We start from the raw sequence: 22,488 nt of genomic DNA, 5'->3' as shown, positions 1-22,488 counted from the left end.
CCTCTCCCGCAAACGACCCCTCCATGCTCGAAGGCATGCAGATCGCTACGACCTGCCCCGGTTCAAGGGCACGTTGGCGGAGTACCTGACGCGCCTGATAAACCTTCGACTTGAGGTCCAACTGCGTCAGGCAAACGGCAGAATCATGATCAAGAACCGTTGTGAGACGGTCCGGTGGGCACAACAGGAATTTTTCTATGAGGCACAGGCGGGCAGGTGCAACTAATCCATTAGTCATCGCGCTCAGTCCTTGAAACATCTTGCAAAGACTAAATATCGTCCAACAATCTGTCAATATGGCCACTTGACATTAATCAGCCAATAAAACGACGAAAGCGTAAAGCTTGTGGCGAATCAAAATCACAATATTGATTTATATAGATTTTTTATTTTTAGAAATCTTCCGTGAGATCAGTGGCGCAACCGGGAACATCAACGTCCAATCGCCCCAGTCACCGCGACTGAGGCGATAAGGCCGTCACACCCTGCAGCACTCAGGAGGCGTCGATCCAGATGGTTTTTATCTCGGTGTATTGGTCGTGCGCCCAGATGGACTTGTCCCGCCCACCGAACCCCGACTCCTTGTAACCGCCGAAGGGCGTAGACGCATCGCCCTCGCCGAAGCAGTTCACCGTCACAATGCCGGCGCGGATGCCGCGTGACAGCTTCAGCGCATTACGCAGGTTGCCGGTGTACGCCGACGCTGCCAAACCGTAGGCCGTATCGTTGGCCAGTTCGATGGCTTCATCAAGGGTATTGAAGGTGGTGACACTCAGCACAGGGCCGAAAATTTCCTCTTGGAACAGGCGACTGCTACGCCCTACTCCGTCCAGGATGGTCGGTTCCACGAAGATATTGTCAGCGGTATTGCCGCCCGCCAGAACAGTCAGTTTTTCGTCCTTGGCATGCTCGATGTAGGACCGCACTTTATCAAAATGCGCTTTGCTGATCATCGAACCCAGGCGATTGTCCGGGTCGAGGGGGTCGCCCAGCAACGCTGTAACCCCCTTCGTCGCCCCGCATAACCTAGATGACTGCAAAGTGGCCTTTGAGTCCAATATCGTCGAGAAAGGCAACTGGAAACTGGTCTTCGAAAACAATCGTGAGTGCTACCACTGCGACGGCTCCCACCCCGAGTTGCTGCAATCGTTCGTGGACAACCTTTCCGTGGGCGGCACCAGCGGCGACGACGACCCGGAGCTTTCCGCCTACTGGAACAAATGCGAAAAGGCCGGGCTGCCAAGCCGCCTGGTCATGGACATCAAAGGCCAGTTCCGCATGACTCGCATTCCATTGTCCAAGGGCGCCGTAAGCTACACCATGGACGGCAAGCCAGCGGTGACCAGCCGCCTGGATACCACCGGCGAAGCGGATATTGGCGCACTGTTGTACTTCAACTATCCATCGACCTGGAACCACTTCCTGGGTGACCACGCCCTGAGCTTCCGAGTGCTGCCGATCAGCGCGACGGAAACCTTGGTGACCACCAAATGGCTGGTGCTCAAAACTGCCGTAGAAGGCGTGGACTACGCCATTGATCGGCTGACCAAGGTATGGATCGCGACCAACGATCAGGACCGCACCCTGGTAGAAGGCACGCAGCGTGGTGTGACTTCACCCTCTTATGAGCCAGGCCCTTATTCCGAGACCGCAGAGACCGGTGTCTGCCAATTCGATGATTGGTATTGCGCCACCATGATGGAAAGGATCCAGGGGCCGATCCCCTTGAAGTCTGTCGGATAAGCACGATGCCGGATGGGTAAGCCTTTCAATACAGTCGTACTTGAAAGGCTTACGCCTTGGCGCCTTGGCAACTTGGCCCCTCCTCCCTCCAGGCCTCAGCGCAGTCGCTGCCAGGCCTTTCTTCGTGTGCCTGTTCGGGTGATTCAAATGACTACGTCATCCGAGCAGGCACCCGGCGACAATGCGGCCAAAGCGTCCAATCAAGTGTGGTCGTGGGACATCACGTATCTGCCCTCACCGATACGCGGCAAATATTACTACCTCTATCTGATCGAGGATATTTACTGCCGCAAGGCCGTGAGTTGTTAAGTAGGTATATTCCAATAAATCCTCGTCTAGCGCCGCATGAACAAACGGCATGTATAACACCTGGTTATCTATGTAGGAAAAAGCCGAAGGATAAGTCGTCTATTTGGCCTTTACAGTGCAGCAACCGCCGAATAAAAATGAACACCCACTCACCCACCCTGATTCATTCAACCTGAAAAATAATTTTCCGGAGAATACAGAATGGCCAGCGAAAATAACGCCACGAGAATTTCCGACGCCTATTGCTCGACATCGGTCAATCGCGCCCTTAACTTCAATCGCGACTACTTTCGCCTCAGGGACTACTATGAAACATGGTCTACTGATTACGACAACGATGTGTCAGGAGAGAACTATTGCGGCCCACTCGTGATCAGCGACTTGCTGACATCGCTGTTTGGCAACGCAGACACAGACAACAAACAACCTCGTAGCACTTTGCGCATCATGGATGCCTGCTGCGGCACCGGGTTGGTGGGCAAAGAACTGGCCCAGCGAGGTTTCAGCACTCTGGAAGGTTGCGATCTGTCACCGGCGATGACCCAGCTGGCGCGTCAGACCCAGGCGTATGGTGCGCTCTACGGCGGAGTGGATCTGACCGACCACAACACGTTGATTGCGGACAACCGTTATGACGCGACCTTGTGCTGCGGCGCTTTCATCGAAGGTCACCTGCCCATAGAAGCCATTCACGAACTTATTCGCATGACCGCCCCCGGCGGACTCTTACTGTTTAGCACGCGCTGCACATTCTATGAGGCAGAACACTTCGCTGACCTGTTGGACAGTCTAGTCGCGGCCAAAAAACTATCCCCCCTAGCGTCACTGATGAATGCTCCTTATTTAGATGAAGTACATGCTCACTACCTGGCATTTAGAATTGCCCGATAAGAGGACTTGAGCATGGAAGCCTTGAATCGCATTTCACTTGAAATGCTTGAGTCTGTTGATACGCCGGGCGAAGTACGACGCCTGCGTGAAACCTGTATTAAGGACGGTTTCTTTTATTTAACCGATCACGGTATAAATCCACTGTTTATTAATCAGGCGTTTACTGCGGCGCGACAATTCTTCGCACTGCCGCTGGAGATCAAGAATCAGTTTGCCCAAGACCGGCAACAGGTCAGCCCCAGAACTTGCCGGGGTTATGTACATACCTTTGGCGAAACATTGCACGCCCCTAGCGGTCCCGATTGTAAACAGCACTTCGACATGGGAAGGGAGGCCGCACTGTGCGATAAACCTTTTACAGGTCCGAACCTGCTGCCCGACGAGCACATAGCTCCCGGCTTCGCCCAGGCGATGCTGGCCCTGCAGGATCAAGTCATGCACCTCGTAGTGCCTCGATTATTACAAGGGCTGGCGCTTGCCCTGGGGTTGGACAAGCGGTTCTTCGAGCCCTTCTTTTCTGATCCGGTGCTGATCCAGCGTGCCCTGTACTACCCACCCCTGCGCAGTGGCGCGGGCAAACACACGGACAACGGCATATTCACCCTGCTGTTCCAAGAGGCCGCTGAGGCCTGCGCGCTGCGCGCCTTTTCCCAAGGACGCTGGATCGATGTAGCGCCCCGGGGACACGAAGTGGTGATCAACCTGGGGGACATGCTGATGAAGTGGAGTAACGGCCTCTTTACCAGTACGCCCCACCAAGTCATTCACCGTGCGAACAGCGCCAGGGTATCGCTGCCGTTTTTTGTGTACCCGAACGTGGACGCCAGGTTCAACCCTCTGGGCAGCGACCAGGTGGTGTCGTGCCAGCAAGTCATGCTTGAAAACTTCAACTCAATCTGGGTAACCGGCCAGGGTGCCGGCAGGGCGCGCGAACTCGCTTGACCCCATCATCAAGAGGAATCGATATGCAAGCTGCCAAGCCGAAAGTCGGCTTCATCGGTACCGGCAATATGGGCCGTCCATTGATCATGCGTTTGCTGAACGCGGGCTATGACGTGCAGGTGCATGATATCGACCCCGCGCATGCTGGCCCGCTGATCGAGTTGGGCGCTTCCTGGAAAGACACCCCGGCCCTGTGCGCCCACACATGCCAGATTGTGGTGACATGCCTGCCGCTACCGCACCACGTGCTGGAAAACATGACGGGCGAGCACGGCGCTCTGGCGGGAATGGCCGAAGGTACGGTCTGGATCGACACGTCCACCACCGACTATCACAACACCCGTCATATCGCTGAACTGGCCAGGCAAAAAAATATCTTCAGCCTGGAAGCACCCGTCAGCAACCTGTCACATATGGGCGTGGATTTCGCCAATGTATGCTTCTACATCGGCGGAGATGAACGCGGCTACTCATTGAGCCAGGTCATGCTTGACACCATGGGACGCAAGTCTTTCTACGTAGGCGAGATCGGTGCCGGCCAGTCGGTCAAATTGCTCACCAACCTGCTGTTCTACACCGCCACCGTGGTATGGGCCGAATTGCTGGTCATGGCCAGAGCCAATGATATTCCGCTGCACTGGCTCTGGGATTACGTGAAAGTCTCGCGGGGAAACTGCTTTGTCAGCAACCAGTTGACCCCGTTCATATTCGACGCCAGCTACGATCATTCCTGTACGTTGGAAATCACCGTCAAGGACACCAGCCTCACCGAGGCATTGGCCGATGAATTGGGGGTGGCGATGCCGCTGGGACGCATCGTCGCGCAGCGTTACCGTCAGGCGGGCATGCTGTTCGACAGCCAGGACAATCACGTAAAGGTCGCCGTGATGAGCCAGCGGGAAAACGGACTATCCCTCACCCTGCCCGATTTTCATGCACCCTCGCCCTATGGCGCCAACCGCGAGTATCGCCACGGCGGCGCTGTGATTGAGGACCCTCTGGGCCGCATCACCCCGGCCCTGGCACCGACGTTTCATTCGGGCCTTGTGTTCACCGACGACAGCAAGATCAAGCTGGCCTCGCACCTGGTGGAATTCCTGGCCTGCATCAACAAGGTCATCCTCGACGAGGCCTGGCAAATCGGTCGCGCAATCGGCCTTTCGGACGCGCTGATCGAGCAGGTGGTGAACTGGAGTTGCGGCCCCAGCTGGGTTGCCGAACACCTGGATAGCTATGAACCGAGCCTGGACAGTATCGCCGCGGTTGGCGCACTCCAGCAGGCGATGCATCTGCCCGTCATCGAGCAAATTTTTCATCAGTCGATTCTGGGCTTTCAAGCCCCTGCCCGCGCAGTCGGGCATGGGTTGCGGCAGGGAGCGGTCGCACCATGAAAATCACCTCTATCAAGGTCTTCCAACTGGATATACCGCTCAAGAACAAATACAGCCTCAGCGGGGGGCGGCTGCACTATGACTCACTCGACTCCACCATCGTCCTGGTCACCACGGACAGTGGCCTGGTGGGCGTCGGCGAGAGTTGCCCATGGGGCGCCACTTACCTGCCGGCCTATGCCAAAGGCGTGCGGGCCGGCCTTGAGGAACTGGCGCCGCACCTGCTGGGTGAAAATCCACTGCACCTGGATCAGATCAATGCACGCATGGACGTGATGCTACCGGGGCACCCCTACGTGAAAGCTGCAATCGACCTGGCATGCTGGGACATCCTCGGCAAACACTGCCAACTGCCGGTATATGCATTGCTGGGTGGCCGGTTCCAGGCGTCGATAGCCCTTCAAAGCAGCATCCCCACCGCCGATACGGAGCAGATGGCGACCCATCTGGCCCTCGCTCGCAGCGAAGGGTATCGCACCCATTCCTGCAAGGTCGGCATCGGGGTGGAGGAGGATGTGGCTCAGATCCGGCGCCTGCTCGACCAGCGCCTGCCCGGGGAGGCCATCACGTTCGATGTCAATCGTGCCTGGACAGTTTCGGAGGCCATCGCCGTGATGAACAGCGTGGAAGACCCCACCGTGTGCTTCGAACAGCCCTGCGAATCCTTGGAGCAGTGCCGTGCGGTTCGGGAGTTGACACGCAACCCGATCATTCTGGATGAGTCGATCGTGACCCTTGGCGACCTGGTACAAGGCCAGCGCCAGAATATTGCCCAACTGATCGGGTTGAAGATTGGCCGCGTCGGAGGCCTGACCAAAGCCCGACAGCTTCGGGACTTCTGCATCTACCACGGCATCCGGATGAATATTGAAGACGTTGGCGGCACCCAGGTCAGTGACAGCGCCGTGATGCACCTGGCAGCCTCGACGCCTGGCCGCCTGCATCGTGCCAGCTGGAATTGCTGCCGACACCATGAGATGCACGTGGCCGAAGTGGATTTTGAAATCAGCCAAGGCCGTGCCTACCTGCGTGAAAGTCCGGGCCTGGGGCTGACGCTTGACTCCCGGCAGTTCGAGCGCCCCGTCGCCCAGTACGGATAAATTTCACTGTCCTTCCAACTGATCCATGGAGGTTCCATGACCAGCGCCACTTCTCGGTTGCACCTGGCTCGCGGGTTCGACATCGACCCTTTTGCTTCTTTTACCCTGCCCAACGAACATTACATCGACAACCAGTTGTTCGAGCAGGAAATGGAAGCGGTGTTTGCACGTACCTGGCAATACGTCTGCCATATCTCCGCGCTGCCCAATGCGGGTGACTACCGGGTGCGCGACCTCGGTCGGCGCAGTGCGCTGGTGGTCCGGGACAAGGACGGTACGCTGCAGGCCTTTCATAATGTCTGCCAGCATCGCGCGCATCGATTGGTCGAGGGCAACGGCCATGTGCCTGGGTTATTGACCTGCCCGTACCATGCCTGGGCCTACAACACCCGCGGACAGTTGATCAGCGCACGTAAATCCGAGCACCTCAAGGACTTCAGCACGGGTCAGGTTCAACTCAAGCCGGTACGCCTGGAAGTGTTCTGCGGTTTCATCTTCATCAACTTCGACTGGAATGCGCAGCCCATGCAGGCCCTGCTGCCCGGGCTCGAGACATCGATCCGAACCTTCTCGCCAGCCCCGGAAAAGCTGTTTCACGCCTACTCCAAGGAATACGGCGTGCAGTCCAACTGGAAGGTCTCTGTAGAAAATTACTCGGAGTGTTACCACTGCCCGATGTGCCATCCCACGCTCTCGACGGCAACCCTCGACCTGAAGAGTTATCACCTGGCGATCCACGAGCATTATCACGCCCATATCAGCAGCGACAGTGGCGTCAACCAAGGCTATACGATGAAGCAAGACTCGACCCGATCACGCGAATTCGGCGCCTGGTATCTGTGGCCGAACTTTTGCCTGGAGGTCTATCCAGGAGGGTACATGAACGTGTTGCATCACCTGCCGGTCAGCGTGGACAAGACCCTGCAGGTGGTTGAATGGTTTTGCACAGAAGCAACTCCCTCCCGGGAAGAACAGGAGGTCATCGACTTCGTTGCCGTGATTCGTGAAGAAGATATCCCCTTGTGCGCCAGTGTGCAGCGCGGCCTGAACAGTGACGGCTACCAGCAAGGTCGCTTTATCGTTGACCCGGCACGGGGGGCCAACAGCGAACATGCCGTGCACGACATTCAGAAAAAGATCCTCGCCGCACTGGGACTGCTGCACACCGGCCACGAGACGTCAGTCTGCGAACGATGAACTCAACCATTCCAGCACCTGGCAAACCGACGGGTTCAGGGCTTCATCACGCCATTTGTACACGCTCAGGGCTTCAGGGAGGTGTATGGACTCGGAAAAAGGCCGGACCAAGTCACCACTGGCGAGCATTTTTTCACTGGTCCGACGCCACCCAAGGGCAAAACCCAGGCCTTCGACACACGCCTGCATCATGACCGGATAGCTGTCATAGCACTTGCCCTTGAGTTCTCCGGGCCTGATATGAAACTCCCCCAGCCAATCACTCCAGGTGCTCCAGTACTGAGGCGTGGCGACATGATGCAGCAAAGGCAGGTCCACCAGGCTTCGCAAGGTCAGTGGGTCGTCGCCCAACGAGGCCAGGTAGCCGGGACTGCACACCGGGAACACATCATCACTCAAGGTCAACAGCCGGGTGTGATCACCGGATGGGCGCCCCGAGGTCTGGATGGCTATATCGAATTTTTCCGCGATTTCGGTAATCGGTTGGATGGATGCATTGAGGCGAACTTCCAGGTCAGGGTACTTCCTGTGCAAGTGCGTGATATTGGGCGTCAACCAGTAAAAGGCTTCGCACAATTGCACCTCCAGGACGATTTCATTGTTGTTGCGTCCTGACTTCAGGTCTTCGGCGCGTGAAGCGATGCCCAGGAACGCCGTGCGCACCGCATCGCGAAACTCGGCGCCCGCCTCGGTCAGAAATACGGCGCGATTTCGACGTGTAAATAACGCGACGCCAAGGAATTCTTCCAGGGATCGTATCTGTTTACTGATTGCAGCCTGGGTGAGATGCAACTCATCCGAGGCTTTGGAAAAACTTTCCAGGCGCGCCGCAGCTTCAAAGGGAACCAGGCTGGAAAGTGGGGGCAGTGAGCGTTTGAAGTTATCCATAATTTTCATTCCTCCTGCGTAACCATAAGTCACTTTAAATGCAATACGAGCTCAACCAGAATCCTCCAGGTCGATCACATCAGGACCCATCATGTCTGCAACCACAACCGTTACCGCCGCTGAAAACCGCCAAAGCATCCTCATCGTCGTAGGTTCGGTGTTCCTGTTGTCAGTGTCAGACGCTCTTATCAAGGCCACCAGCGCCGAGACATCGATGTGGCAGCTCTATGTGATTCGCTCGGTCCTGGCCATCGGCATGCTCGTCGCCTTGTTGATGTATCGCCGCGGCACAACGCAGCAACGGCCGCTGTCCCCCTTGTGGGTAGGGACCAGAAGCCTGCTGCTCGCCCTGATGTGGATCGCCTTTTACAGCGCACTGCCCTTCATCAGCCTGACCATAGCCGCATTGGCAATCTATACGACACCTTTGTTTATCGCTTTGTTCTCGGCAGTCACCCTGGACGAGCACGTCACACCGCGCAAATGGCTGGCCATTCTGGTGGGGTTCGCCGGGGTGCTCGTCACGCTCGCGCCCAGTCAGGCTGACTTCAACCTATGGACACTGTTGCCCGTGCTCGCTGCGATTTTCTATGCCCTCGCAGCAGTCGTGACCAAGGGCAAATGCGCCAACGAGGTGCCGATGCACCTGGCCTTGGCGCTGAACATCATCCTGTTGTTGATCGGGATGGTCGGCAGCATTGTCGTCGCACAGACGGGCCCTCACCTGCCGGCCAACGAGGGCCTGCGATTTCTGGTCGGCGGCTGGTCACCCATGGCGATCAGCGACTGGGGCGTGATGGTGGTGCTGGCGATTCTGATGGTACTGGTCAGTACCGGCATCGCTCGGGCCTATCAAATTGGCGAGACCTCGATCATCGGCGCATTCGATTACACCTACCTGATCTTCGCGATTGCCTGGGGGGCGTTGCTGTTCAATGAAGTGCTCAATGGCCGGACCGCGGCCGGCCTGGCCCTTATCCTGATTTCAGGCTTCATCCTGCTGAAAAAGCCCACTGCCACGCGCTGAACGCTTCACATGCACAGGCCTTAACAAGGAGCTGTTTATGCTGACGTCACCTGATTCCCTGCCCAATGTGATTCTGTGGGCGGTTTCCCGCAGCCGTTCTACCGCTTTCGAGCGGGCCGTGATGCAGCATCCGCAGGTCAGGGTGCTGCACGAAAGGCTCTCCGAGCCTTTCCTGGCCAGGCATTTTCCCGAAAAACATGCACTGATTGAGCACACCCGCCGGATCAATGACGGACCGCCCGGCATTACCGGTTACGCCGAGGCGATGGCGTTGCTCAGCGAACGTCCAGCACCGCCGCACCGCGTGCAATTCTCCAAGGAGATTGCTTACTTCGTCGACTTCGACTCGATTGATAGCACGTGGCTGGCGCAATTCAGGCATGTGTTCCTGGTCCGCCAGCCGCGGGATGTGATGCGCTCGCTGTATCGCGTCAGCCAGAGCGGTGGCACTACCTATTTCGATGCGGATGAATCCGGCTTCGATGAGCTGGCTCGCATCCATGAGCGGGTGGTCGAACAGTGTGACGCCAGTCAGGTGCTGTACCTGGACAGTGATGAAGACCTGATGGGTGATACGCGAGGCACGCTGGCGCGCTTTTGTGATTTCGCCGGTATCGACTTTTCGCCTCGCCTGTTGAGCTGGGCACCGGAAAAGGTCGAACAGTGGCAATTTTTCCAAGGCTGGCATGACGATGCTGAGCGCTCCAGCGGTTTCGCCCAAGTCGCGCATCCCGAAATCACGTTTCCCGATGCCGTCGAATCTACGGCGCGGGACAAGCAACCCCTCTACAACTTTTTCCACCTGGCAGCCGCATGGCAACGCGTGCCCCCTACGAACGATCACCTAGCCTGCCTTCATGAACCGGCGCAGGCCGATCTGCGCATGCTGTTGCTGGCATCGACGCGCCAGCAGCACCTGCGTGCGTTGCAGTGGGCAGCGCAATCGCCTGGCGATTATGCCGTTTGGCTGTGGAGCAGCCCCGCAGCCTGCCATTTCGACACAATCATCCGCGAAATCGAGCAGTTGCAGGACCTGCCCCTAGTGACGCTGATGACCTCTGAAGACCCGGCGTCATTTGAGTGTGTGCGCCGTTTGAGTCATCGCCAGCTGTGCCTGATCTGCCCCGACAGCCCGCAGGCACGCCACACCCAGGTCAAGCTGATCATTGTTGATCCAGATAACCCGGCGATGGATGAAGTCAGCCTACGGATTTCCCAGTACCGGCGGGCGGCCGCGCAACACAGTCGCGAGCAGCAGATCAGGACCCAGCGTCTCAACGCCCCAGCCCACGCAACAACGCCCTCCTGGCATATGCATCTGCGTCAGTTGCTGCGCGATGCGCCAGACAGCACGGTCGCCGCCAGCCCCCAACGAAGCCTCAGCGCCCGCGACCTGAATGCCCAGGCCTGCACGCTGGCTGAGCGGCTTTTGCACAGTTGCCCCCACGGCGGCTGGGTGGCTATCCGCCTGGACAAGGACCTGCGCACGCTGGTGACCATGACCGCCTGCAGCCTGCTGCGCTGGCCCTATCTGGACATCCCGCAGTGGTACGGCACCGACGCGACCGCGAACGTCCTGGCGAAACTCGATCCAGTGGTCGTGGTGGGCGATACGCTGACTCTGCAACCCTTGGCAGGCCGTTATCGCACGCTGCTGCTGGACCATCTGCCGGAGCGCTGTGACGCTGCGCCGGAGGTTCGGCCGCAGCCATTCGGTGATGTGGCCTATGGTTTGCTGACCTCCGGTACGACGGGTATGGCCAAGGTCGTCACAATCGGCGAGCACGGTCGCCTCGATTCACTCGCCTTCTGGCGTCAGCATATCCGCCCCGGTGATCGCATCGGCCTCAACGCCTGGATGACCGGCTATGTCTACTACCCCATCTTCAGCGGCGCGGTGGCTTGCCTGATTCCGGACGCCATGGTGCTGGACCCTCACGCCCTCACAGGTTTTATCCAAAGCAGTCATCTTTCTCAATTGATGATCACCCCCAGCCTGGTGGCTGGCCTGCTGCAAAACGAACAGGCATTCCAGCAGGCGTTTGCCAATGTGCATACCCTGTGGCTGAGTGGCGAGCCGCTACCCGACGCAATGCGCGTGCAGCTCAAGTGTTGCCTGCCCCACTGCCAGGTACTCGATCTGTATGGCTCGAACGAAGCCGGGGACGTTGCCCTGATCGGCCCGGAAGGCCGCTTGCACTTCACTCCCGGCACCGAAGCCTTCGTGCTGGACTCGACACTGGAGTGCGTGCGCCTGGGCAGCCCTGGCGAACTCTACGTGCACACCCAGGGACTCACGCCGGGTTACCTGAAGGACGATACGGCCGACCGGGCGGCCTTCGTATCCAATCCGCTGGCGCCGACCCGGCCGGACCTGGCCCGACGGCTGCTGCGCACCGGCGATAGGGTGCGACTCACCGAAAGCGGAAATATCCACCTGCTGGGCCGCAGCAGCACGCATCTGAAATTGCGCGGGTTCAAGGTATTCAGCGGCGATGTGGAACGCATCCTGGTTGCTCATCCCGATGTACGCACAGCCTTGGTCACCACCCGCGGCGACGGGCTTGACCTGCAACTGGTGGCGTTTGTGGCCCCCGCCGATGCCGAACACCCGCCCCATGCCAACACACTGCGGCAATGGGCGAGCCAACACTTGCCGGCCTTCAGCGTTCCGGTGGCCTATTTCCTGACGCCATCGATCCCGGCCGGCGCCAGTCAGAAGCGCCTGGGTGCGCACATACTGCTGCAACTGCCGCTGGTCCCTCTGCCGGACGACAAACCGCCGCTCACGCCCCTGCAATCCCGGGTCGCGGCCTTATGGGGCGATTGCCTGAACCTTCAGGGTGTGACTCTGGGCCCCGACAGTGACTTCCTTGACATGGGCGGCAGCCTGTTGCTGTTGGAACTGATAAACCTGATCAACCGGACTTTCCGTCTTGATATAGCCGTTGCCGACATCACCCGCGACGCTACCCTGGCGGGCATTACGCAACTGATCGCGCTTGAGCTTCAAGGCGAGCCCGTCCGGGAGGTCCCCTTCTGCGTCGAAGCCGAAACCGAACGTTACCTGTCCAGGCTGCAAGCGCCTGTTACGCGTGTACCTCCACGCAAGGCACGGCGGACGATACTGGTGACAGGGGCCACGGGGTACCTGGGACGGATGATCGTGCGCCACCTGCACCAGGCAGCGGGCGTGGAACGCGTTCTGTGCCTGGTGCGCGCCGAAGGCACGGCTCACGCGCAGCAGCGGGTTGCGGATCTTGGGCCAGTGGAGGCTGTGGTTGCGAACCTGGGCCAGCCCGGGCTAGGCCTGTCACCCGAGGATTACCGTCGATTGTCTTCGGAGGTCGACTGCATCATTCATTGTGGTGCCGAGGTCAACTGGCTCAAGCGTTATGAACGCCTGGCCGAGACTAACGTAGGCGGCGTCCTGGAAGTGCTGCGTCTGGCTGCCCTGGGCGGTGCCGGCGTCGTCATCGCCTCGACCTTGCCGGAAACGGTTCCAACCACCGGCTACAACCGAGCCAAGCTGGTTGCCGAACGCGTGGCGATAAGGTTCCGTGAACAGACCGGCATAGATCTGAACATCCTGCGATGCGGGGACATCAGTGCCCCCATCCAGGCCAGTGCCTGCGACCGCATCAACCCCGACGACTATGTCGGACTGATGATTCGCAGCTGCCTTGCACTCAAGGCCTGGCCGGCACAAAGCGACTGGTCGCTGAATCTCACGCCGGTGGATCATGTCGCACGGATCTTCGTGCACTGTGCGCTCGGCGAATCGACGACGCACTCGACGTCAATCCATCACCTTTACAACCCGCAGAGCACCCGCTGGGAACAGATCTGCAGCTGGATCCAGACACTCTTGGGGACGGAGCGGTTCACCGCACTCCCCCTCGCCCAATGGCGCGTCAGGCTCGAAGCCAAGGCGCCCGGCAACGCAGTGCTACAGCGTACGTTGCTGATCCTTCCAATGATCATCGAAGACTTCAAACACTTCAGCCATCCGGCCCCATTGCAAATCGCGCAGCTGAAATGCCCGGTGATCGATGCCGAATGGACGCAGCAATATCTCACGGCACTCAACCTGCACACAGGAGAGACCCCATGACACAGACTATTACCGGCTGGGCGGCCCATAGCCCAGGCTCGCCATTGCAGCCCTTTACCTACCCCCGCCAGGATCCGGGCCCCAATGAAGTCGAGATCAGGGTCACCCACTGCGGCGCCTGCACGAGCGACCTGCATTTGATCGACGGAAACTGGGGCGAAGCCTCTCAATACCCGCAAGTGTGTGGTCATGAGGTGGTCGGAAAAGTAGTCCGCAGCGGTCCTCGGTAACGGGGCTTATTCCTGGGCAACGGGTCGGCGTCGGCTGGTACAAGGGGGCATGCCTGGCGTGCGAATGGTGCCTGAAGGGTGAGGAGCAGCATTGCCCACAGGTGGTACCTACGTGCAGCGATGGGCAGCGAGGCGGCTTCGCGGACTTTTTGACCTGTGACGCAAAGTTCGTATTCGCCATTCCCGAGGCCCTGCCCTCAGCCATGGCGGCGCCATTGTTTTGCGCGGGGCAGACGGTGTTTACCGCGCTGCTGCGTGGCACTCGTCCGGACATGCAGGTCGGCGTGCTGGGGATCGGGGGGCTGGGTCACCTGGCCATCCAGTTCGCCGCCAGGTTCGGGTGCAGCGTGACCGCGCTGTCGAGCTCTGAAGACAAGAGATCCCAAGCCATGGAATTGGGTGCCAGCCACTTCTGCACCCTGGACCCGGACACACTGAAAGCCCAGAAAAACACCCTGGATTTCCTGCTGGTGACGGCCTCCAACGATCAGGACTGGGCGAGCGCCATCGCCTTGCTGCGGCCGCGCGGCACCCTGTGCTTTGCAGGCATGCCCAACCCGGTCACCCTGGACATCGCGGCCATGACCTACAAAACCCTGACGGTTTCCACCGCCAACGTTGGCGGGCGCCACGACATGCTGCAGATGCTGGCGTTTGCCAGCGAGCACCGTGTCTGGCCCCTGGTCGAAACCTTCCCGGCGACAGGCATCAACCAGGCCCTGGATGCACTGCGCAACAACCAGGTGCGTTATCGCGCCGTCGTCGAGTTCTGACCCACACAAACTCCACGGAGATACCTCATGCCTTCTTCGCTGGCACTGCCGCCAACCGTCCCGGTGCATTCGGACCTCGTCTCCCACCCCTTCGAGATCGGGCGCCAGCAGCATTCCGAATTGAAGGGCCACCGTTCACTGCTGTTGTGGTTCACCGGCATGTCCGGCGCGGGTAAGTCGTGCATCGCCAACCGGGTCCAGGCCAACCTGCACGAACATCAACTGCACACGTGCCTGCTGGACGGTGACCGGCTTCGTCAGGGCCTGACCGCCGACCTGGGATTTGTCGATGACGATCGCAAGGAAAACATCAGGCGTACCGCCGAGGTCGGTCGACTGATGGTGGATGCGGGCGTGATCACCTTGGTGTGCCTGATCTCACCGTTCGAACAAGAGCGTCGCATGGCCAGAGCGCTCTTCGCTCCCGACGATTTCATCGAGATATTCATTGATGCGCCGCTGGCAGTCCTGGAGCGACGTGACCCCAAAGGGTTGTATGCCAAGGCGCGCAAGCGCTTGATCAAGAACTTCACCGGTATCGATTCCCCCTATGAACGGCCTCTATCCCCCGACATCTTGATCGATAGCGCAACGACTTCTGTCGAGCAGGCCGCGCACACCATCGAAGCATTCCTGCACAACCGTCTGTTCTGGAAGTGACCGTTGCATTCATCAGGGGGCAACCATTATGAAGACGCTCGTTATCGTCGGTGCCGGCTTCAGCGGTGTGGCCGCTGCGGCGCAGATCCTGCGTAGCGCAGGCACCAAACTGCGCATCATATTGATCAATCGTACCCGGACCATGGCGCGAGGACTGGCCTACGGCACCAACAGCCCCCTCCACCTCTTGAACGCCAGCGTTGGAAAAATGAGTGCGCTGGATGATGATCCGGAAGACTTTTTGCGGTACTGCAGAAACCGGCACCTCGACGTCGAGCCTACCTCGTACGTATCCCGCAGCCTTTATGGCAATTACTTGAACGATGTCCTCGACAGTGCTGAACAATCAAACCCTGGCGTGCAGTTGTCACGGATTGTCGCCGAGGTCATACAGGTGCAGCCCAGCGGCGACGGCGCCCGGCTCAAGCTTTCGGATGGGCGTACTCTCGAAGCGGATCACGTGATCCTCGCCTTTGGCAACTTCCCTCCCGCCGACTGCTGCAACTTGAACAAGACTCTGCGTCCGCAGACCTACGCCCATGATCCCTGGAGTCCTCCACTATGCCTGGCGTCCGATCCAGACACCGCGGTGCTGTTGATCGGCTCCGGCTTGACGGCGGTCGACATGGCGCTGCAACTGTTTCAAAAAGGCCATCGCGGCCCAATCCATTTACTCTCTCGGCGCGGGCTCCTGCCCCTGGGACACCTCCCGGAGGCGATTGTCCCTCTCTGTGCCCCTGTGCACCTGGGACGCGGCTCACCTCGGCAGCTGATGGCAACACTGCGCAAGCGGGTCAAGGAACACCAGCGCCGAGGAGGCGATTGGCGAGCCGTGGTCGACAGTTTGCGCCCGTGGGTACAAAAACTCTGGTGCGCGATGGATACCTCGCAGCAGCGACAATTTCTACGGCATGTCCAACCTTGGTGGGACGTCCACCGTCATCGTCTGGCCCCCGCCACTTTCGAACACTTTCGACATCTTCTGGATAGCGGACAACTGGCCATTCATGCCGGCAGGTTGATCAATGTGGCGCTGCTGGGCAACAGCCTGATTGTGGACTTTAAACGGCGCAGCGATCAGGCAACCGAATCGCTCAAGGTCAGCTGCATCATCAATTGCACCGGCCCCAACCTTGACATCCGGCGCGTCGATACCGCCTTGGTCAACAACTTGCTGGAACAAGGGCTTCTCAGCGCCGCGCCGTGTGGCTTCGGGATACTCGTGGACGAGCAGCTGCGCGTGCTGGATCAGCAGCATCAACCGATACCTTGGCTCAGCTATGTGGGGCCCATGCTCAAGGGGCAGTATTGGGAAGCCACTGCCGTCCCTGAGCTTCGGCGCTTTTCGTTCACATTAGCCACGCGCATTACCACGCTGCTGACAGATGCACCGTCTGGCAGTGGGCAGGGTTCCAGCTTGCGCGTGACGCCTCACGGTGAACGTGTAGCCACTGACCTAAAAAGCACTCCGCATGCTGCAGGGTGAACCCAGGCAGTCGGCAACTGCCGTAGACGCGATCCGGCTTGTGGCCATTGAGACCACACCGTGCTACCTCGATATCGTCAGAACGCCCTACGTGAATGCTTATGTACGGCACGCGAATGGGGGCGTTCATGGGGCTCCCCACCTGAGTCAAATACCTCAGCCTCGCCGCAACAGCGTATTCGGCGCAACGCCAAATGCCTTGCGAAACGCATGACTGAAATGGGAGAAGTCAGAAAAACCGAAGTCCAGCGCGGCCTGGGACACGCTGCGAACCTGACCGCGTTCAATCGCTTCACGGCTGGCGTTCAGGCGCTCTTTCCAAATCTCTGCAACGGGGGTTTTCTGGTAGCGTGCGAAGGCACGTGTGACGGTTCGGGTGGACACATTGTGGGCCTGCGCGATGACTTCAATCGACAGGTCAGGCTCGGTCAAGTGCCGCTGGATGTAAGTCATGATGCGCCCGTAGAGGTCCAGTTCCTGATGGGTGGTGCTCAGGTCCTGGAGTTCGAGGCTGACCACCAGCAGGTCAAGCAAGGCACCTGAATAACGATTCGAAATGCGCTCATCCTGCAATGACTGCGGGGCGCTGGCGGCCTGGCGCAGCATCTCGCGCAAGGGGATGACGCCAGGGCGTCGGTCGTCGAGGACCATCGCCGTGTACTCCGCAACACGGGGCAGGCGCTCCGTCAGCAAGGCTCGGGGAATACGGATCAGGTGATTTTCGGTACCACCCAGGCTGAATCGAAACGCTTGGGTTGCGTCATAAAGAAACAAATTACCAGTCGTCAGGTTGGCTTTTCTCCCACCTTGTTCAATCTGTCCATGGCCATTTCGGGCAAACCCTAACCATAGATCCTCGGCCGGCCCACTGCGCAGATGTTGCTCGGATCGCTCCCAGTAATGCAGTGGCGATGACAGCGAACAGATGTCCAGATCGCCGACGCTATTGACGCTGAGTGCGCCATCGAAACTGCTCTGGGACAAGGGTTTGCTATCAGCCGACAAGCAGTGGCGACAGACCACTTCTTTCCAGTAATCAAAGCGACGTGGTGCAGCAACGGCAAGGGTCGAATACTGAGTGCTGGGGTTCATGGCACTGACCTCGGTACAGCGGTGTAATAACAACCAGAAAAGGTGTAACCGGCTTGTCACCGTTAGCAATTAACAGGCCAGGCGCTTTAACGGATGCCAACGACGCGACTCTCACCGTGCTTGCCGGCACGCCGAGGTAAAGAGCACTGCACTGCGCCTCCCCATTTCGAGGCACAACCCTCCCCGCTCTGGGCAGCGACGCACCAACGCCGCTCACGGCCAAGCCGCCAATTTGCGCGGTGTCTTTTCCAACCAAAAGGTTGTCTCGCCGAACCAAGCGGCGCCTCGCCGTCACGCCTAATTTCCACCTCACAGCAGCTCATACCCGCTGAAGCCCAGCCGTAGGCCTGAACGAAAATAACGAGGAGCTCAAGATGGAATCTGCAATCGACACACATCTCAAATGCCCGCGCAGCCTGTCTCGCCGTGTACCCGAAGACTATCAACCGCCCTTTCCAATGTGGGTTGCACGCGCCGACGAGCAGTTGCAGCAAGTGGTGATGGCTTACCTCGGCGTGCAGTATCGCGACCAGACGCAGCGCGAGGCCGCACTCCAGGCCGTGCGGCATATCGTTGACAGTTTCAGCCTGGCCGATGGCCCACAGACCCACGACGTGACCCACCACACCGACAGCAGCGGCTTCGACAATTTGATTGTCGTGGGCTACTGGAAAGACCCCGCCGCCCATTGCCGCTGGCTGCGCTGCGCACCGGTGAATGACTGGTGGGCATCACCGGATCGCCTCAACGAGGGCCTTGGCTATTTCCGTGAAATCAGCGCACCACGCGCCGAACAGTTCGAGACGTTGTACGCCTTCCAGGAAAACCTGCCAGGTGTCGGTGCGGTCATGGATGCAACCAGTGGCGAAATCGAAGAGCACGGTTATTGGGGCTCGATGCGTGACCGATTCCCGATCTCCCAGACGGACTGGATGAAGCCTACAAGTGAGCTGCAAGTGATCTCAGGCGATCCCGCCAAAGGCGGACGGGTCGTCGTCCTGGGTCATGACAACCTCACGCTGATTCGCTCAGGCCAGGACTGGGCCGATGCCGAGGCAGACGAACGCTCGCTGTACCTCGACGAAATTCTGCCCACCTTGCAGGACGGTATGGACTTCCTGCGTGACAACGGCCAGCCCCTGGGCTGCTACAGCAACCGGTTCGTGCGCAATATAGACATGGACGGCAACTTTCTCGACGTCAGCTACAACATCGGCCACTGGCGTTCGGTGGAAAAACTCGAACGCTGGGCCGAGTCCCACCCGACCCACCTGCGCATTTTCGTGACGTTCTTTCGCGTCGCCGCAGGGCTGAAGAAGCTACGGCTGTACCACGAAGTCTCAGTGTCGGACGCCAAGAGCCAGCTCTTCGAATACATCAACTGCCACCCCCATACCGGAATGCTGCGCGATGCGGCCACGGCCCAGGGAGTCCAGGCATGAAACTGAGTCGATTTGTTCTGGTATTGGGAGTGTTGCCGTTTGTCAAAACCCAGGCCCTTGAAGTCTCGCCGGGGGATTTCGAGCCGCTGCCCGCCGGGGCCGATGCCGTGCTGTTTTACTACCAGCACGCGCAACGCTCGGACCTTTATCAAGACGGTCACAAAACCTCGGACAACGCCAAGCTCAGCTCCGATGTGGGCATCCTGCGGTATATCCATGCCATCCGCCTTGCCGAGAACCTTTCCTGGGAACCGCAGGTGTTGCTGCCGTTCGGCTACATGAACGCCTCGGGCGACGTCGGTGCGCTGGGTGACACCCATGGTGTGGGCGATCCGATCATTACCGCGCCCTTCAAATGGACGTTACCCACCGCCAACAAAGACGTGTTCGCCCTGGCGCCCTACCTGTACATCCCCATCGGCAGCTACGACAGGAAGGATGCCTTGAACCTGGGCGAGAACCGCTGGCGGGCGACGTTACAGGCGGCCTATATCCACCATTTCTCAACGCAGTGGGCGCTGGACACCGTCGCGGATGTGTCCTGGGTATCGACCAATAACGATTACGGTCCAGCCCGCGCAAAACTCGAAGAAAACACGCGGTACGAATACCAGACCGCTGTGCGTTACAACTGGACACCCAGCACCACCTTCGCGCTCGGCGGCGGCTATGTAACCGGCGCTGCGACGAGCATCGACGGCGTTGACCAGCATGACGGCGTATCGACGTCCTATGCGCGTTTCACGGTCACGCACTTTGTCGATCCCACGCTGCAACTCCAGGCCCAGCTCGGCAAGGACATCGAGGTGGAGCAAGGCTTCAAGGAAGGCGCTCGCCTGAATCTGCGGGTGTTGAAAGTGTTCTGAGGCGCGCTGTCCTTTTCAGCCAAATAAGTGTCCTGCTCAACCATGCGAATACGGCAACAGAGGCCTAATTTGGACTCAATTGCTACCCGGACAGAATTGATAGAAAGACAGGAAAACCATGGCCATTATTCGTCCCACGCTTGATCAGCTGTCAGCTATCGCGGCTCAGTTGAACATGCAACTGACCCCCGAGCAGGCGGCGTCCTACCTGGACCTGATGCAACCGAGTTTCGACGCATACGACCTGGTCGACGAGTTGCCTGACTTCGTGCCGCCCATACGCTACGACCGTAGTTCAGGCTATCGCCCTTCGACCAAGGAAAACCCGCTGAACGCCTGGTACTACCGCACTGAAGTCAATGGTGCGCGTGAGGGCCTGCTGGCCGGCAAGACCGTCGCGCTCAAAGACAACGTCTCCTTGGCCGGCGTGCCCATGATGAACGGCGCCGCACCGCTGGAAGGGTTTGTACCGGCGTTTGATGCCACCGTGGTCACGCGCTTGCTCGATGCCGGCGCGACCATCCTCGGTAAAGCCACCTGCGAGCACTATTGCCTGTCGGGGGGCAGCCACACCTCTGATCCAGCGCCGGTGCACAACCCTCACCGTCACGGGTATGCCGCGGGCGGGTCCTCATCAGGCAGTGCCGCGCTGGTCGCTGCCGGCGAGGTGGACATCGCCGTGGGCGGCGATCAAGGCGGCTCCATACGCATTCCGTCGGCGTTTTGCGGAACCTACGGCATGAAGCCGACCCATGGTTTAGTGCCCTACACCGGCATCATGGCGATTGAAGCGACGATCGATCATGTCGGGCCGATTACCGCCAACGTGCGCGACAACGCACTGATGCTGCGGGCCATGGCCGGTTCCGATGGACTCGACCCGCGCCAGGCGGCACCTCAAGTCGACGACTATTGCAGCTACCTGGCGCGGGGCTTGAGCGGACTCAGAATCGGTGTGCTGCACGAGGGGTTTGCGCTGGCCAACCAGGATCCGCGTGTAGCGGACAAGGTACGCGAAGCCATCGCGCGTCTTGAGGCCTTGGGTGCTCATGTCGAGTCAGTGTCCATTCCTGAACACAATCTGGCGGGGGCATTGTGGCACCCCATCGGTTGCGAAGGTTTGACCATGCAGATGATGCATGGCAATGGCGCGGGCTTTAACTGGAAAGGCCTGTACGACGTCGGCCTGCTGGACAAACAAGCTGGCTGGCGCGAGCAGGCTGATCAGTTATCCGCCTCGCTCAAGCTGTGCATGTTTGTCGGCCAATACGGCCTGACGCAGTACAACGGGCGTTACTACGCCAAGGCGCAAAACCTCGCCCGCTTTGCCCGGCAAGGCTATGACAAGGCATTGCAGAACTATGACCTGCTGGTGATGCCGACCACGCCCATCACCGCACAACCCCACCCGCCAGCGGACTGCTCGATCACCGAGTACGTGGCACGGGCACTGGAAATGATCGGCAACACCGCGCCACAGGACATCACCGGGCATCCGGCGATGTCGATTCCGTGCGGCCGGGTAGATGGCCTGCCGGTCGGGCTGATGCTCGTCGCCAAACACTACGCCGAGGGCACTATTTACCAGGCCGCCGCCGCGTTTGAAGCCGCCGTGGACTGGCGCACGCTCTGAGCTTGCTACTGAAAAAACAATAAGAACGACCGGCACGTTTCAAACACACCACAACCGCGTTGACTGATAGGAGATACCCAATGAGTCCCTCTACTTCCACAGCGTCAACACCCGGCGAACGCGCCTGGGCACTGTTTCAAGTTCTCAAGAGCAAGGAGCTCATTCCCGAAGGCTACATCGAGCAACTCACGCAACTGATGGAGCACGGCTGGAGCCCGCAGAATGGTGCTCGCATTGTGGCCAAGGCGTGGGTCGATCCGCAGTTCCGGGCGCTGCTGCTCAAGGACGGCACCGCCGCGTGCGCCCAGTTCGGCTATACCGGCCCGCAAGGCGAGTACATCGTCGCGCTGGAAGACACGCCCGAGGTCAAGAACGTGATTGTCTGCAGCCTTTGCTCCTGCACCAACTGGCCTGTGCTCGGCCTGCCGCCTGAGTGGTACAAGGGCTTCGAATTTCGTGCGCGCCTGGTCCGGGAGGGACGCACCGTACTGCGTGAACTGGGGACTGAGTTGCCGAACGACGTGGTGGTCAAGGTCTGGGACACCAGCGCCGAAAGCCGCTACCTGGTGTTGCCGTTACGGCCCGAAGGGTCCGAGCACATGAGCGAGGAACAGTTACAGGCACTGGTGACCAAAGACGTGTTGATCGGCGTCGCCCTGCCCCGCGTTGACTGAGAACACCACCCCATCACCGTTCAACTTCCG

The 22,488-nt window shown here is 59.2% G+C and carries 18 protein-coding genes and 3 pseudogenes; 17 read left to right on the top strand and 4 right to left on the bottom strand.

Features of this window, described 5'->3' with window-relative positions; translation table 11 throughout:
• Both IQK56_RS30860 and IQK56_RS04540 read right to left on the bottom strand, forming a co-directional pair.
• Positions 1 to 238: hypothetical protein (locus IQK56_RS30860; RefSeq protein ID WP_206691748.1), on the bottom strand; the 238-nt coding region annotated here is incomplete at its 3' end.
• A gap of 256 nt (positions 239 to 494) precedes the next feature.
• Positions 495 to 992: pseudogene (locus IQK56_RS04540) on the bottom strand (aldehyde dehydrogenase family protein); the annotation flags it as partial.
• Between the two features lie 73 nt (positions 993 to 1,065).
• On the opposite strand from IQK56_RS04540, the pseudogene IQK56_RS04535 reads away from it, so the two are divergent.
• The 7 genes and pseudogenes from IQK56_RS04535 to IQK56_RS04505 form a co-directional block, all read left to right on the top strand.
• Positions 1,066 to 1,743, top strand: a pseudogene (locus IQK56_RS04535) (RHO alpha subunit C-terminal catalytic domain-containing protein); the annotation flags it as partial.
• A gap of 147 nt (positions 1,744 to 1,890) precedes the next feature.
• Positions 1,891 to 2,052 (top strand): hypothetical protein, encoded by a 162-nt coding sequence (locus IQK56_RS04530; RefSeq protein WP_193901564.1) that lies wholly within the window; start codon positions 1,891 to 1,893, stop codon positions 2,050 to 2,052.
• Between the two features lie 201 nt (positions 2,053 to 2,253).
• On the top strand, positions 2,254 to 2,943 hold the full coding sequence (locus IQK56_RS04525; RefSeq protein ID WP_193862541.1) for a class I SAM-dependent DNA methyltransferase: 690 nt from the start codon (positions 2,254 to 2,256) through the stop codon (positions 2,941 to 2,943).
• A 12-nt stretch (positions 2,944 to 2,955) separates the two neighbouring features.
• Entirely contained in the window at positions 2,956 to 3,885 is a 930-nt protein-coding gene (locus IQK56_RS04520) for an isopenicillin N synthase family oxygenase (RefSeq protein ID WP_193901560.1), read from the top strand.
• Positions 3,886 to 3,908: 23 nt separating this feature from the next.
• A complete protein-coding gene (locus IQK56_RS04515; protein WP_193901557.1) occupies positions 3,909 to 5,276 on the top strand; it encodes an NAD(P)-dependent oxidoreductase in 1,368 nt (455 codons plus the stop codon).
• Entirely contained in the window at positions 5,273 to 6,376 is a 1,104-nt protein-coding gene (locus tag IQK56_RS04510) for a mandelate racemase/muconate lactonizing enzyme family protein (protein ID WP_193862538.1), read from the top strand. Before IQK56_RS04515 ends, IQK56_RS04510 begins: the two co-directional genes overlap by 4 nt.
• A gap of 36 nt (positions 6,377 to 6,412) precedes the next feature.
• Complete coding sequence (locus tag IQK56_RS04505; RefSeq protein ID WP_193862537.1) at positions 6,413 to 7,573, top strand: aromatic ring-hydroxylating oxygenase subunit alpha; 1,161 nt, start codon at positions 6,413 to 6,415, stop codon at positions 7,571 to 7,573.
• Here the strand turns inward: IQK56_RS04505 and IQK56_RS04500 are convergent.
• The gene (locus tag IQK56_RS04500; protein ID WP_193862536.1) at positions 7,556 to 8,461 is read right to left on the bottom strand and encodes a LysR substrate-binding domain-containing protein; all 906 of its coding nucleotides are present in this window, start codon (positions 8,459 to 8,461) and stop codon (positions 7,556 to 7,558) included. The two genes, IQK56_RS04505 and IQK56_RS04500, sit on opposite strands and share 18 nt — an antisense overlap.
• Before the next feature lie 91 nt (positions 8,462 to 8,552).
• On the opposite strand from IQK56_RS04500, the gene IQK56_RS04495 reads away from it, so the two are divergent.
• The 6 genes and pseudogenes from IQK56_RS04495 to IQK56_RS04465 all read left to right on the top strand — a co-directional run bounded on the left by IQK56_RS04495 (position 8,553) and on the right by IQK56_RS04465 (position 16,751).
• Complete coding sequence (locus IQK56_RS04495) at positions 8,553 to 9,488, top strand: DMT family transporter (RefSeq protein ID WP_150760125.1); 936 nt, start codon at positions 8,553 to 8,555, stop codon at positions 9,486 to 9,488.
• Positions 9,489 to 9,525: 37 nt separating this feature from the next.
• Positions 9,526 to 13,602 (top strand): SDR family oxidoreductase, encoded by a 4,077-nt coding sequence (locus tag IQK56_RS04490; protein WP_193901555.1) that lies wholly within the window; start codon positions 9,526 to 9,528, stop codon positions 13,600 to 13,602.
• A pseudogene (locus tag IQK56_RS31675) lies at positions 13,527 to 13,960 on the top strand (alcohol dehydrogenase catalytic domain-containing protein); the annotation flags it as partial. The gene IQK56_RS04490 and the pseudogene IQK56_RS31675, both read left to right, overlap by 76 nt.
• A 21-nt stretch (positions 13,961 to 13,981) precedes the next feature.
• The gene (locus IQK56_RS04475; protein WP_246500147.1) at positions 13,982 to 14,605 is read left to right on the top strand and encodes a zinc-binding dehydrogenase; all 624 of its coding nucleotides are present in this window, start codon (positions 13,982 to 13,984) and stop codon (positions 14,603 to 14,605) included.
• A 27-nt stretch (positions 14,606 to 14,632) separates the two neighbouring features.
• The gene (gene cysC, locus IQK56_RS04470; RefSeq protein WP_206691747.1) at positions 14,633 to 15,265 is read left to right on the top strand and encodes an adenylyl-sulfate kinase; all 633 of its coding nucleotides are present in this window, start codon (positions 14,633 to 14,635) and stop codon (positions 15,263 to 15,265) included.
• Positions 15,266 to 15,293: 28 nt separating this feature from the next.
• Positions 15,294 to 16,751, top strand: coding sequence for an FAD/NAD(P)-binding protein (locus IQK56_RS04465; protein WP_193862534.1), 1,458 nt, complete (start codon positions 15,294 to 15,296; stop codon positions 16,749 to 16,751).
• Between the two features lie 156 nt (positions 16,752 to 16,907).
• Here IQK56_RS04465 and IQK56_RS04460 read toward each other — a convergent pair whose 3' ends face one another.
• Entirely contained in the window at positions 16,908 to 17,843 is a 936-nt protein-coding gene (locus IQK56_RS04460; RefSeq protein ID WP_193862533.1) for an AraC-like ligand-binding domain-containing protein, read from the bottom strand.
• A gap of 374 nt (positions 17,844 to 18,217) precedes the next feature.
• Here IQK56_RS04460 and oxdA point away from each other — a divergent pair, with 374 nt between their 5' ends.
• The 4 genes from oxdA to nthA all read left to right on the top strand — a co-directional run bounded on the left by oxdA (position 18,218) and on the right by nthA (position 22,458).
• Complete coding sequence (oxdA, locus tag IQK56_RS04455) at positions 18,218 to 19,285, top strand: aliphatic aldoxime dehydratase (RefSeq protein WP_193901552.1); 1,068 nt, start codon at positions 18,218 to 18,220, stop codon at positions 19,283 to 19,285.
• Complete coding sequence (locus IQK56_RS04450; RefSeq protein ID WP_150760131.1) at positions 19,282 to 20,151, top strand: transporter; 870 nt, start codon at positions 19,282 to 19,284, stop codon at positions 20,149 to 20,151. Before oxdA ends, IQK56_RS04450 begins: the two co-directional genes overlap by 4 nt.
• A 118-nt stretch (positions 20,152 to 20,269) precedes the next feature.
• The gene (locus tag IQK56_RS04445; protein WP_193863517.1) at positions 20,270 to 21,784 is read left to right on the top strand and encodes an amidase; all 1,515 of its coding nucleotides are present in this window, start codon (positions 20,270 to 20,272) and stop codon (positions 21,782 to 21,784) included.
• A gap of 80 nt (positions 21,785 to 21,864) precedes the next feature.
• Positions 21,865 to 22,458 carry a nitrile hydratase subunit alpha gene (gene nthA / locus IQK56_RS04440; protein WP_193863516.1) on the top strand — a complete coding sequence of 198 codons (594 nt, stop codon included), beginning with the start codon at positions 21,865 to 21,867 and terminating at the stop codon, positions 22,456 to 22,458.
• Positions 22,459 to 22,488 lie beyond the last annotated feature (30 nt).

This window comes from Pseudomonas cyclaminis (assembly GCF_015163715.1).
GTDB classification, from domain to species: Bacteria; Pseudomonadota; Gammaproteobacteria; order Pseudomonadales; family Pseudomonadaceae; genus Aquipseudomonas; species Aquipseudomonas cyclaminis.
The sequence above is the reverse complement of the archived record's forward strand: the minus strand, read 5'-3'. Positions and strand labels throughout refer to the sequence as shown.

Coding starts and splice junctions, on each gene's coding strand:
- IQK56_RS04510 (WP_193862538.1), top strand. CDS start 5,273: ATGAAAATCACCTCTATCAAGGTCTTCCAACTGGATATACCGCTCAAG.
- IQK56_RS04460 (WP_193862533.1), bottom strand. CDS start 17,843: ATGAACCCCAGCACTCAGTATTCGACCCTTGCCGTTGCTGCACCACGT.
- IQK56_RS04525 (WP_193862541.1), top strand. CDS start 2,254: ATGGCCAGCGAAAATAACGCCACGAGAATTTCCGACGCCTATTGCTCG.
- IQK56_RS04520 (WP_193901560.1), top strand. CDS start 2,956: ATGGAAGCCTTGAATCGCATTTCACTTGAAATGCTTGAGTCTGTTGAT.
- IQK56_RS04500 (WP_193862536.1), bottom strand. CDS start 8,461: ATGGATAACTTCAAACGCTCACTGCCCCCACTTTCCAGCCTGGTTCCC.
- IQK56_RS04495 (WP_150760125.1), top strand. CDS start 8,553: ATGTCTGCAACCACAACCGTTACCGCCGCTGAAAACCGCCAAAGCATC.
- IQK56_RS04530 (WP_193901564.1), top strand. CDS start 1,891: ATGACTACGTCATCCGAGCAGGCACCCGGCGACAATGCGGCCAAAGCG.
- cysC (WP_206691747.1), top strand. CDS start 14,633: ATGCCTTCTTCGCTGGCACTGCCGCCAACCGTCCCGGTGCATTCGGAC.
- IQK56_RS04515 (WP_193901557.1), top strand. CDS start 3,909: ATGCAAGCTGCCAAGCCGAAAGTCGGCTTCATCGGTACCGGCAATATG.
- IQK56_RS04490 (WP_193901555.1), top strand. CDS start 9,526: ATGCTGACGTCACCTGATTCCCTGCCCAATGTGATTCTGTGGGCGGTT.
- IQK56_RS04450 (WP_150760131.1), top strand. CDS start 19,282: ATGAAACTGAGTCGATTTGTTCTGGTATTGGGAGTGTTGCCGTTTGTC.
- oxdA (WP_193901552.1), top strand. CDS start 18,218: ATGGAATCTGCAATCGACACACATCTCAAATGCCCGCGCAGCCTGTCT.
- IQK56_RS04505 (WP_193862537.1), top strand. CDS start 6,413: ATGACCAGCGCCACTTCTCGGTTGCACCTGGCTCGCGGGTTCGACATC.
- IQK56_RS04465 (WP_193862534.1), top strand. CDS start 15,294: ATGAAGACGCTCGTTATCGTCGGTGCCGGCTTCAGCGGTGTGGCCGCT.
- nthA (WP_193863516.1), top strand. CDS start 21,865: ATGAGTCCCTCTACTTCCACAGCGTCAACACCCGGCGAACGCGCCTGG.
- IQK56_RS04445 (WP_193863517.1), top strand. CDS start 20,270: ATGGCCATTATTCGTCCCACGCTTGATCAGCTGTCAGCTATCGCGGCT.